Annotated in this window: 8 protein-coding genes; 4 read left to right on the forward strand and 4 right to left on the reverse strand. The window is 58.9% G+C overall.

Features of this window, described 5'->3' with window-relative positions; genetic code table 11:
- Window positions 1-27: 27 nt before the first annotated feature.
- A complete protein-coding gene (locus ACR0MV_RS15655; protein ID WP_480702737.1) occupies window positions 28-3183 on the reverse strand; it encodes a valine--tRNA ligase in 3156 nt (1051 codons plus the stop codon).
- 133 nt (window positions 3184-3316) lie between these two features.
- Here ACR0MV_RS15655 and ACR0MV_RS15660 point away from each other — a divergent pair, with 133 nt between their 5' ends.
- Entirely contained in the window at window positions 3317-5608 is a 2292-nt protein-coding gene (locus ACR0MV_RS15660; RefSeq protein WP_480702738.1) for a xanthine dehydrogenase family protein molybdopterin-binding subunit, read from the forward strand.
- Window positions 5586-6662: a DUF2235 domain-containing protein gene (locus ACR0MV_RS15665; RefSeq protein WP_480702739.1), complete on the forward strand. Its 1077-nt coding sequence runs from the start codon at window positions 5586-5588 to the stop codon at window positions 6660-6662. Before ACR0MV_RS15660 ends, ACR0MV_RS15665 begins: the two co-directional genes overlap by 23 nt.
- A 140-nt stretch (window positions 6663-6802) precedes the next feature.
- Here the strand turns inward: ACR0MV_RS15665 and ACR0MV_RS15670 are convergent, their stop codons facing one another.
- Both ACR0MV_RS15670 and ACR0MV_RS15675 read right to left on the reverse strand, forming a co-directional pair.
- Complete coding sequence (locus tag ACR0MV_RS15670; protein WP_480702740.1) at window positions 6803-7819, reverse strand: linear amide C-N hydrolase; 1017 nt, start codon at window positions 7817-7819, stop codon at window positions 6803-6805.
- 479 nt (window positions 7820-8298) lie between these two features.
- Entirely contained in the window at window positions 8299-8874 is a 576-nt protein-coding gene (locus ACR0MV_RS15675; protein ID WP_170426647.1) for a GcrA family cell cycle regulator, read from the reverse strand.
- 128 nt (window positions 8875-9002) lie between these two features.
- Between ACR0MV_RS15675 and ACR0MV_RS15680 the strand changes: the two genes are divergently transcribed.
- Window positions 9003-9806, forward strand: a complete 804-nt coding sequence (locus ACR0MV_RS15680) for an ABC transporter permease (protein WP_480702741.1) — start codon at window positions 9003-9005, stop codon at window positions 9804-9806.
- 13 nt (window positions 9807-9819) lie between these two features.
- Here ACR0MV_RS15680 and ACR0MV_RS15685 read toward each other — a convergent pair whose 3' ends face one another.
- A complete protein-coding gene (locus ACR0MV_RS15685; RefSeq protein ID WP_480702774.1) occupies window positions 9820-10704 on the reverse strand; it encodes a DMT family transporter in 885 nt (294 codons plus the stop codon).
- Window positions 10705-10997: 293 nt separating this feature from the next.
- On the opposite strand from ACR0MV_RS15685, the gene ACR0MV_RS15690 reads away from it, so the two are divergent.
- Window positions 10998-12185: an acetylornithine transaminase gene (locus ACR0MV_RS15690; protein ID WP_480702742.1), complete on the forward strand. Its 1188-nt coding sequence runs from the start codon at window positions 10998-11000 to the stop codon at window positions 12183-12185.
- The last annotated feature ends 1 nt before the right edge of the window (window position 12186 follow it).

Below are 12186 nucleotides of genomic sequence, written 5' to 3' on the forward strand. Positions count from 1 at the left end.
TGGTTAAGTTCTGGGATAGGCCGAAGGTCAGGCGATTTCGGCCAACCGGGCCAGCGCCTCGTTCAACTTGGCTTCTTCCTCTTCGCGGGCGGCAAGGTTGGCTTTGGCTTCCTCGACCACCTCTTCCGGAGCCGAGGCCACGAATTTGGGGTTGTTCAGACGTCCGCGCAAGCCGCCCAGTTCCTTGGCTAGTTTGCCCTTGGCTTTCTCCAGCCGTTCCTTTTCGGCACCGATGTCGATGATATCCGCCAGCGGCAGACCAAAGGACGCGCCGGGGGCGGCAATCGAGATGGTGCCTTTGGGCAGTTCATCGGCCTTAGTCAGGCTGTCGATCCGCGCCAGGCGCTTGATCAGCGCCTCGTTGCGGTCCCATGCGGCTTGGCCGTGATCGTCGATCTCGGTCACCAGCATCGGCACGTAGAGGCCAGCAGGCACGCGCATTTGCGCTCGGGCGGAACGGGTGTTTTCGATTACCGAGATCACCCAGTTCATCTCACGATCCGCATCGGCGTCGATCAGATCGGCAGCGGCATAGGTCGGCCAGTCAGCGTGGACGACCATCTTGGCGCGGTCGCCCGTCAGGCCCCACAGCTCTTCGGTGATGAAGGGCATGATCGGGTGCAGCAGGACCATGCACTGGTCCAAAACCCAGCGCATAGTCGCGCGGGTTTCGGCCTGTGCCTCGGCGTTGTCGCCTTGCAGCAACGGCTTCGACAGTTCCACATACCAATCGCAGACCTTGCCCCAGACAAACGCGTAGAGCCCGTTGGCGGCGTCGTTGAAGCGGTAGCTTTCAAGTGCCGCATCGACCTCTTCCCGCACACGGGCGGTTTCGCCGATGATCCAGCGGTTCACGGCTGCCTTGGGTTTCAGGTCGGCCACATCGAGTTGCGGCACGGCGTCGGTGAAGACCTCATTCATCTCGGCGAAGCGGACGGCGTTCCACAGCTTAGTGCCAAAGTTGCGATAACCGGTGATGCGGTCGCGCGACAGCTTCAGCACGCCACCAATGGCCGCCATGGAGGCGTTGGTGAACCGCAGCGCGTCGGCACCGAATTCGTCCACGATCTCAAGCGGGTCGATGACGTTACCAGTGGTCTTGGACATCTTCTTGCCCTTCTCGTCGCGAACGAGCTGGTGCAGGTAGACGGTGTGGAACGGAACCTGATCGACCACGGCCAATTGCATCATCATCATCCGGGCGACCCAGAAGAACAGAATATCCGCGCCGGTGATCAGAACATCTGTGGGGAAGTAGCGCTCCAACTCCTCGGTATGCTCAGGCCAGCCGAGCGTGCCGATGGGCCAGAGGCCCGAGGAGAACCAGGTGTCGAGGACGTCGGGATCACGCCAGACCGGGTAGACCAGTTTGGTTGGATCCTGATCAACTGCGTACTGAGCTAGGCTCTCAGCGAACTGATGGATCGCTTCGTGCTTGTCAGCGACTTCGATGACCGTCGCGTGGCTCAGCGGGCTTGGAATGTTTGCGTTGTCGTCGAGGAACTTCTCAGTAACGGCCTCAAGGCTCGCTGCGCATTCCATTACGTTGCCACGGTGCAGCATGCCACCTTCGTTCAACAAACGGCCCAACTCGACCAGATCAAGGTTACCGTCGTTCTCGTCGTCCTTAAAGTTCTCAGCCGAGAGATCGAGACCATACCAAACCGGAATCTGATGTCCCCACCACAGCTGGCGCGAGATGCACCAGGGCTCGATGTTTTCCAGCCAGTGGTAATAGGTCTTCTCGCCCGACTCGGGGATGATCTTGACCGTGCCGTCCTTAACCGCATCCAGCGCGGGGCCGACGATCTTTTCGGCGTCCACGAACCACTGGTCGGTGAACATCGGCTCAATCACCACTTTGGAACGGTCGCCGAAGGGCTGCATAATTGGTTTGCTCTCGACCAGCGGCACAAGGGCTGCCGGGTCGTCATCTTCGCCCAGCTTGGTGCCCAGAACCGGATCATCCGCGCGAGTCATTACGGCCAGACCATCGGCGTTGATCTCTTCCACCACTTTCGCGCGCGCCTCGAACCGGTCGAGGCCGCGCAGGTGGTCGGGAACCAGGTTGATCGCGTCGATCTCATTTTCGGTGAACTGCCGCCCACGCGCATATTCCTGTGCCTTGCCCGCCTCGTCGGCGTAGGGCGCGCCATCGGCCCGCATCGCGCCTTTGGTGTCCATCAGGCGGTACATCGGAATGCCGCCGCGCTTGGCGACCATGTTGTCGTTGAAGTCATGCGCGCCGGTGATCTTCACCGCGCCCGAGCCGAACTCTGGGTCCGGATAATCATCGGTGATGATCGGGATCTGACGGCGATGTTCTTTCGGACCAACCGGAATTTCGCAGAGTTTGCCGATGATTGGCGCGTAACGCTCATCCGAGGGGTGAACCGCAACCGCGCCATCACCCAGCATGGTTTCCGGGCGGGTCGTTGCGATCGAGATGTAGTCGCGCTCTTCCTCAAGCACGACGTTCCCGTCCTCGTCCTTTTCGACGTAGGTATAGGTCTCGCCCCCGGCCAGCGGGTATTTGAAGTGCCACATATGGCCCGCGACTTCGATATTCTCGACCTCAAGGTCCGAGATCGCTGTTTCGAAATGCGGGTCCCAGTTGACCAGTCGCTTGCCGCGATAGATCAGGCCTTTTTCGTACATATCGACAAAGACCTTGATCACCGCATCGTGGAAGTTAGCCGAGTTCTCGTGTCCCGTGCGCGGATCACCCGCCGCACCAGCCATAGTGAAGGCATTTCGCGACCAGTCACAGGACGAGCCCAGCCGCTTTAACTGATCGATAATGGTGCCGCCGTACTCGGCCTTCCATTCCCAGACCTTCTCAAGGAATTTCTCACGCCCAAGCTCGCGCCGACCCGGCTGTTGGGTGAGCATCAGCATCTTTTCCACCTGCATCTGGGTGGCGATACCCGCATGGTCCTGACCGGGCTGCCACAGGGTGTCAAAACCCCGCATGCGGTGCCAGCGGGTTAGGATGTCTTGCAGGGTGTTGTTGAACGCATGACCCACGTGAAGCGCGCCTGTAACGTTCGGTGGCGGGATCATGATGGTAAAGCTTTCGTCGCGCGATTTGTTCGCGCCTGCCTTGAAGGCTCCGGCCTGTTCCCAGGCCTCGTAAATGCGGGCCTCGGCTTCGGCCGCGTTGAATGTCTTTTCCATCGCCATCGGGTGCGTCCTGCGTCATCAATCTTGGGTCAGCGCCTGCAATAGCGAATGCGTGCAAGAAGGGGAAGGCCCCTATGGACATCACCCTGCCGCAGGCTAGTCTCGCCCCGTATCGCAGCGGCAGGAGCACAGCATGGAAAAGTTCGGAAGAAGCCAGCCCGTCAAACGGATCGAAGATCAACGGTTTCTGACCGGGCAGGGGCGGTACATGGACGACGCGGTACCCAAAAACGCCCTGTTCGCAGCGTTCTTCCGCAGCCCGGTCGCTCATGGCCGGATAACCGCGCTTGATCTGGACGCCGCGAAAGAGGCGGACGGCGTGCGACTTGTTCTTACACTGGACGATCTTGAGGCGACCGGTATCGACACCGTCATGAATGCCGCTGCAGTGCCGAACCGCGATGGTTCGCAAACCGCGATGCCCGATCGACACATGCTGGCAAAGGATCGCGTCCGGTTCGTTGGCGAGCCTGTAGCCGTCGTGATTGCAGATACACTTGCGCAAGCGCGGGACGCGGTTGAGCTGATCTGGATGGAGACCGATGATCTGCCCGCAAAGCTGGACGTTGAAGTGGGCGGCGAGCCACTGCACGCTGAGGTACCCGACAACCGGGCATTCGACTGGGGGTTGGGCGACGAAGCGGCGACCGAGGCCGCCTTTCAGTCCGCCACCTATACCGTTGCGCTGAACGTCGCCGACAACCGTGTGATCATTACCTCGATCGAACCGCGTGGCTGTCAAGCTAGTTGGGCCGATGGACGACTGCACTTTTCCTATGGCGGGCAGGGTGTCTGGGCGATGCGCGGGCAATTGGCGCAAAAGCTGAAGCTAAAGCCAGAGGACATTCGCGTCACCACTCCGGATGTCGGCGGCGGGTTCGGCATGAAGGTGATGCCGTACCCAGAATATTTCTGCGTGTCCGTTGCTGCGATGAAGCTGGGCCAACCGGTGCATTGGATGTCGGACCGGTCCGAGGCGATGCTGTCGGACCACCACGGTCGCGACCTGACGTCGCTTGCGGAACTGGCCTTTGACGAAGACCTGAACATCACCGCCTACCGGGTGCACAGCAAAGTCAATCTGGGCGCTTACAGCAGTCATTTCGGGCAGGCCATTCAGACCAATCTGTTCAGCAAGGTTCTGATGGGCGTTTATGACGTTCAGACCACCTATCTGCGGGTCGAGGGGTTCTATACCAACACCACACAGGTCGACGCCTATCGCGGCGCAGGCCGACCCGAGGCAATCTATGTGCTGGAGCGTGTCCTCGACCGCGCGGCGCGGCAACTGGGCGTGGATCCCTGGGAATTGCGTCGACGAAACTTTATCAAACCTCAGAACTTCCCTTACAAAACCGCGACCGGTGAAACCTATGACGTGGGCGATTTCGACATGGTCCTGTCTCGCGCTGGCGAACAAAGCCAGGGGTTCGCGGACCGCAAAGCAGCCGATGCCGAGCGCGGCCTGATCCGAGGGCAGGGGCTTTGTTACTATATTGAAAGTATTTTGGGTGACCCTTCGGAAAACGCAAAAGTCGAATTCTGCGAGGATGGCACCGTGAACCTCTATGTTGGCACCCAATCAAATGGGCAGGGGCATGAGACGGTGTATTCGTATTTCCTGTCGGACCAGACCGGGATTCCGCTGGATCAGATCAACGTGGTGCAAGGTGACAGCGATCGTCTGGCGCATGGCGGAGGAACGGGCGGGTCACGCTCGGTCACAGTGCAAAGTACGGCGACCCTTGCCACGATTGACGTCATGATCGCCGCATTCACGCCTTATCTTGCCGATAAGATGGGGGTCGAGGAAAACGATGTGTACTTCGACCACGAAACCTTTCGCGCGCCGGGTTCGAACCTGACGCCCACCCTGACCGAGGTGGCCGAGATGGCCCGTGCCGATGGGCGCACAGACCTGTTGCGACATGAGGCGCGCGCCGAACTGGATGCGCGCAGCTATCCCAACGGTGCCCATGTTGCCGAAGTCGTGATCGATTCTTACACCGGCGAAACCTGGGTCGACCGCTATATCGTGGTTGACGATTTCGGCAACCTTATCAACTCGATGCTGGCCGAAGGGCAGGTGCATGGCGGGGTGGCCCAAGGGATCGGTCAGGCGCTGAGCGAGCATGTTGTGCATGATGCGCAGGGGCAACTGCTCACGGCTTCGTTGATGGATTACGCCTTGCCCCGCGCCGCCGAGATACCCATGATTAAGTTTACCTCGGCGCCGGTTCCGTCAACTTCTAACCCGATGGGCATGAAAGGATGCGGAGAAGCCGGCACCGTGGGCGCGCTGGCCGCAGTGGCAAACGCGGTTCAGGATGCGCTCTGGGATCACGGGGTGCGGCAGGCCGATATGCCTTTCACACCTCAAAGAGTATGGGAATTGCTGACGCATGGTTCTGTCGCGGCTGAGTAGAAAGGTACTGGGATGGCTCGGACGGCCTTTGCGGTCCGAGCACTCCGCCGAAGCGCTCCACCGCGAGCCTGTCAGCCATGTCATTATCCTCGACGGCACGATGTCGACACTTGAACCCGGCTTTGAAACCCATGCGGGCCAAGCCTATCGCCTGTGCCGCGAGATGGGCAGTCAGGTATCCGTATTCTACGAATCCGGCGTGCAGTGGGACAATTGGAAGTCTTCTCTGGACGTGATGATGGGGCGTGGCATCAACCGGCAGATCCGCCGCGCTTATGGGTACCTTGCGTCGCGCTACAAGCCCGGCGACCGGATCTATTTCATTGGGTATTCGCGCGGCGCATATGGGGTGCGCAGCCTCGCAGGTGTGATCGACATGATCGGACTGCTCAAGGCCGAACATGCCACCGTGCGCAACATCAAACAGGCGTATCGCCACTATGAATGCAACGCCAGCGGGTCCGCTGCAGCCACGTTCCGGCAAAAATTCTGCCATTCGGACGTGGCGATTGAGATGGTCGGCGTCTGGGATACGGTCAAAGCGCTGGGCCTGCGCCTACCGCTGCTGTGGCGCTGGGCCGAGGAACGCCATTCCTTCCACAACCACCAGCTTGGCCCCGCCACCCGCCACGGATACCATGCCCTGGCCCTGGACGAGACGCGTGAGGTGTTCGAGCCGGTCCTTTGGAAATGTACGCCAGAGTTCAAAGGCCATGTGGAACAGGTCTGGTTCCGCGGCACCCATGGCGACGTCGGCGGGCAATTGAACGGGTTTGAAGAGGCGCGTCCGCTGAGCAACATTTCCCTGATCTGGATGCTGGACAAGGCCGAGCTGCACGGCCTGCCGCTGCCCGAAGGCTGGCGCGACCGCTTCCCAACGGATACGCATGCGCAATCTGTCGGCACCTGGCGCGGCTGGGGCAAGATTTTCCTGCTACGCAAACATCGGAAAGTGGGGCGGGACCGGTCCGAGCATCTGCACGTCTCTGTCGCGCCGGACGAGTTGCCGGGCTGGGTACCGATGCCGGATTTGCCATCGCATCCGGCGCAGTGAAAGGCTATTCATGTGCCGGCGGCTCTAAGATCAACGACACCTCAATGTCCGGCTCGAGTCCAAAGCCGATAGTCTTTAGATCTTTACATGCTGCGGCAAAGCTTCACAGAACCCGTCACCGGCTGCCTCAAAAAAGATAATTAGTTGGTTTGATATTTTGGACTCGGGTGAATGCCCAGTTCTTGCCGTTCAGGCAAATCAGTGTCGAACATGGTGAAATTATAAATCTCTCCAGTCCAGGTATCGTAGCGATCTAACACCCACTCGAGTTCATTACGATCTGTATAAATGGTCCACAATGTCGGAAACACGTCATTCACAAACGGATCTATTTGGTCGTAACCCGCAAAAATAGTCGCGCCAGCGCCCTTGATCGAAAGCTTAGCGGCCTCATTATCAGTTACATTGCGCGCATACATATCGGCCAGCACAGACTTGGCGCGTAACCGTCTGTCGTAGGAGCGTATGGTTGCGCCCGGTGCTGTTTGTTCCTTGTCTAAAATCAAATGGGCAGCAAACTCGGGGTCATTCGACATGTAAGGCGTGCCTTCCCCTTCGAAAATTTGCATTTCACCGCGAACAAATTCTACAACTGCGGTATTGCCGGCTCTGTCGGCAAACTGGAAATGCGCCGGAGTAATCTCAGAGCAATGGCTCATATCGTTGTGCGGCGGCAACCCACAAATACCGGTGTTTATCACGTCAATTGTTTGGAGTGCTTCAACGACTTGCGGCACGGACTCAAAGTTGTCAACGGCCCATTCGGCAAGCCGAACCACATCAACGTCCGTTTTGACATCAGTAGGCTTGGGGAAAGACGTATAAGCTGTGTAATCGGGGCCCAGATAGAGCAGGCGCGCTTCCAACCCTTTTTCATTCATGGCTTCTGCAACGACTTTTGGCAAAAAGCTTTCGATTTTCAATGACGCATATTTTGACGTCGTCGTTATCGCACCTTCTGTACCGGCATAGGTGTTTTCAATGCCGGCCCCATCCCCGACGACTCTCGCATCGTCGTGTCCAAACCAGTCCATTGTTCGAACAGATAGTGCCGCGTCGCCATTGTTATAAACTGCGGTTGTGCAAGCTAAAGCGATGCCCGTTGCTGTGAACGAGAAGGCTGCGATGGCCATCGAAGAAAGAAGCGTTTTGGACATTTGTGGTTCTCCAACAAAAGAAACTTGGTTGACTTGTCAAAATATGTTCCCCAGCAGAGAACAGCGTAGCTTCGTCTTAGTGGCGGTCAAGCCTCTCGCACGCTCAGTGATACTCTGTCGCGCTTACATTATATTCGAGATATGTTTGCCCAAACATCTCATTGGCTGCGCCTTGCTTTCCTGCATTCTGTTGCAAAGTTGGATGCTTAGCGAAATCCCTGAGTGAGATGCTCTTCTTTCAGGTCGCTTTCGCTGATGCAGCGCCAGTTGAGCACTTGAGGCGAACGGCGGGAAAGTCCCGCACAGCTGTCGCTCCGAACTAAAACACCCTCGCAGCTTTCAGCGAGGGTGTTTTCCTTGTAAGAGCTCGTTGCGACTTGCGAGTTCTTGACTGTGCAACGCTTCCGGTAAGAGGCGTGGCGAAATGCCTGCACCCTTTTTGCGTTCTATGGTAGTGATTCAGGTTCTGGCGTTCCCAATCACCGCCGACGATCTCTCCGCGAGCTCATCGGTTGGAACGCCACGCCCACATGCGCCTCGCAATATGGCTTTCCGGCTTCAACCGGCAGGCCGCAGAACCAGAAATCCTCGGTCGCAGGGTCGCCGACGGGCCATTTGCAGGTCTTCTCGGTCAGTTCCATCAGCGTCAGCTTCTTGGCCTTCTTCTCAACCTCGTTGACCTTGGCCAGCGCCTCGGGGCTGATTTCGTTGGCCGAAGGCTGCGGCGGCAGCGGTTGACCGGCCGGGATGATCTGGCGGCGCGCCGGAACGGCAGGCTTTGCCTCGGCGGCCGGAGCAGGGGCCGGGCGCGCGGGTTCCGTTTTGGGCGCGGGCTTTGGCTTGGCCTCGGCCTTGGGCGCGGGTGCCGGCTTTTCCTTGGGCTCGGCCTTGGCGGGCGAGCCGCCGGTTGCACGGTTCGACAGACCCAGGCGGTGCACCTTGCCGATGACCGCGTTACGGGTTACGCCGCCCAGTTCTTTGGCGATCTGGCTGGCCGACTGGCCCTCGCCCCACATCTTCTTGAGCAGTTCTACGCGCTCATCAGTCCAGGACATGCGCTTCCTTTCAAAAAAGGGGAAAGCGGCCCCGGATTCGGGCCGCCTTCGAAATTCGTCTCAGCACCCTATTCTAATCACTGCGTCCCGAGTTACAAGCGGTTCTCGAATCAGGATGAGGGCAGAAGATGCAGATTCCCGCAGATCACAATGAACGCCGTTTCGGAGCGGTCAATTGGATGGGGCTGTACACGCTGGCCCAGCGCGAAACGCTGCGGTTTCTGGCGGTCTGGACCCAGACGCTTTTGGCGCCGCTTGTGACGGCGGGGCTGTTCCTGCTGATCTTCAACATCGCCATCGGTCCCGGCCGGCCTGATGTGATGGGCGTGCCATTTCTGACCTTTTTGGCACCCGGCATCATGATGATGACGGTGATCCAGAACGCTTTCGCCAATACTTCGTCGTCGATGGTAATCGCGAAGGTGCAGGGCAACATCGTCGATACGCTGATGCCACCTTTATCGCCGCTTGAGATCTTGCTGGGCTATCTGGCCGGTGGCATCGTTCGGGGCGTCCTGATTGCCTGTGTTGTTGCGGCGGCGCTTGCGCTGGTCCTTGGGATTTACCCGCAAAACCCGCTGATCGCCTTGGTTTTTGTTGTTTTGGGTGGAGCGTTCATGGGCGCGCTTGGTCTGTTCGCCGGGATTTTTGCCAACAAGTTCGACCAGATGGCGGCGATCACGAACTTTATCGTGACACCCTTGGCGTTTCTGTCCGGTACGTTCTATTCCGTGCAGGCGCTGCCACCGATTCTGAACCGGCTGAGCCATGTGAACCCGGTTTTTTATCTGATTGACGGGTTGCGCTATGGAATGATCGGGGTGTCTGACAGCTCTCCTTGGTTGGGGATCGCGGTGTGTGCCGGCGCGACCGTTTTGGTTGGCGCGCTGACCTGGCAGATGTTGCGGACCGGCTACCGCCTGAAAGCCTGAGCAGGGAGGGTCGTTAGGCCTGACGCGCCCGCGCCTCGCGCCAGACAAGGATCAGCCCGCCCGTCAGAATAATGGCCGATCCGATCATGCTGATGCCGTCCGGGACAACCCCGAAAATCGCGAAATCGTAGAACGCTGCGAAGATCAGCGTCGCGTAGCTGATCGGTGCCACGAACGAGGCATCGGCCCGGGCCATGCCGTTCACAAAACACGCCTGCGCGCAGGCCATCAGAACCCCAATCGCGACCAGCGCTGCCCATTGTAGCGGCGTTGGCATTTGGAAAACAAAGCTGACGGCGACTGAGGCGATCGTCAGGCCCATCGCATTGTTGATTAACAGAATCTGTATCGGAATCTCACGTCCCGAGAGCTTTTTGATAAATATCAGCTCCATTCCGATGATTGCCGCCGCGGACAGAGCCAGCAACGCAGCGGGTTGAAAACTGGCGGGTGTGGGTCTGAGAAGGATGAGCGCGCCAAGCAAGGCGACCGCAGCGGCGAGCCAGCGCCATGGACCGACGCCCTCTTTCAGCAAGGGAATCGCCAAAACCATCGCGAAGACCGGGTTCAGGAAAGAAATCGCCGTCGCATCCGAAACCGGAATGAATGCGACCGAGGCGAACATCAGTGTGATTCCCGCCCAGCCAAAGCTGGTTCGCCCGATATGCAGCCCCCAATGCGGGCGTTGCAGACGCGGACGCAGGATGCCTACCGCAGTGACGATCAGCATAAATGCAAACAGGAACCGCCCGTGGCTGATCTGCATCGGATGCAACGCCGGACCTAGTGTGTCTGTCCCCAACGCCTTGGCAAGCAGCGTGGTTCCGGCCAGCAGGGCACTGGCTGCGGCAATCAACACGACCGCAAGCGGTGGGTTATGTGTCTTGGCCACAAACATGCCCCAGCGGTGCGCCAGCGCCGGTAAAATGGCAAGGATCAAATGCCCAACGCGCCAAGTATTTTTGCGGCTTTCCAATTTCAGGGTTTTCAGGGGCGCGGCATCTGGCTATACGGCCCGCATGATCAAAACCGCACATATCCTGCGACTCCGACGCCGACGCTTTGCCGCGTAACCGGCCTCTTTGATCTGTTTGCGCTGTCCAAATCGGCGCATTTCCCACCAAATCAGTTGACGAACATGGGCCACGTGTATCACTCACAAGGCTCAAACTATCTGAAAAGGATGATCCGATGATCCCGTCCGTTCTGCCGACCTATAACCGTGCGCCCCTGACTTTCGTAAAGGGCGAAGGCGCCTGGCTGACCGAGGCGGATGGCCGATGTTTCCTGGACCTTGGGGCCGGGATCGCGGTGAACGCGCTGGGCCATGCCCATCCCGCACTTGTCAATGCGCTGACCGAGCAGGCGCATGCGCTTTGGCATGTCTCGAACCTGTATCACATTCCGCAGCAACAGGCGCTGGCGGATAAACTGGTCGAGCACACCTTTGCCGACACGGTGTTCTTCACGAACTCAGGCACAGAATCCTGTGAGTTGGCGGTCAAGATGGCCCGCAAGTATTTCTATGACAAAGGTCAGCCTGACCGGGTCGAGATCATCACTTTTGACGGCTCGTTCCACGGCCGGTCCTCTGCCGGTATTGCGGCTGCAGGTTCTGAAAAGATGACCAAGGGCTTTGGGCCCCTGTTACCGGGTTTCGTGCATGTCACGTTCGGAGATCTCGACGGTGTCACCAACGCGATCACAGAAAAGACCGCCGGGATCATGATCGAGCCTGTTCAGGGTGAGGGCGGCATCCGTCCCGTACCCGACGCAGAACTTAAGGCGCTGCGCCAGATTTGCGATGAAAACGGGCTTCTTCTGATCCTGGACGAGGTTCAGTGCGGCGTAGGCCGGACCGGCAAGCTGTTCGCTCATGAATGGGCAGGGATCACGCCCGACATCATGATGGTCGCCAAAGGCATCGGCGGAGGTTTTCCGCTGGGCGCTGTTCTGGCCACCGCAGAGGCTGCCAGTGGCATGACCGCAGGCACACATGGCTCGACCTATGGCGGTAACCCGCTGGGCTGTGCTGTGGGCTGCGCGGTGATCGATCAGGTGGCTACGCCCGCATTCCTTGAAGGCGTAAACCGCAAGGCAGGGATGCTGCGTCAAAAGCTGGAAGGCCTGATCGCAGACCACCCCGATGTTTTTTGCGAGGTGCGTGGTACCGGCCTGATGCTGGGCTTGAAGTGCAAAGCCCCTAACATGGACATGGTCAATGCCGGTTATGACAATGAGGTCATCACCGTTCCTGCAGCCGACAACGTGATCCGCCTGCTGCCACCGCTGACCCTGACCGAGGACGACATCGCCCAAGCTGTAATCCGGCTTGAGAAAGCGGCCGCGCAGGTCGAACAGTCGATGGCCTCTGCCTAAG

The organism is Ruegeria sp. BC3, from assembly GCF_056539265.1.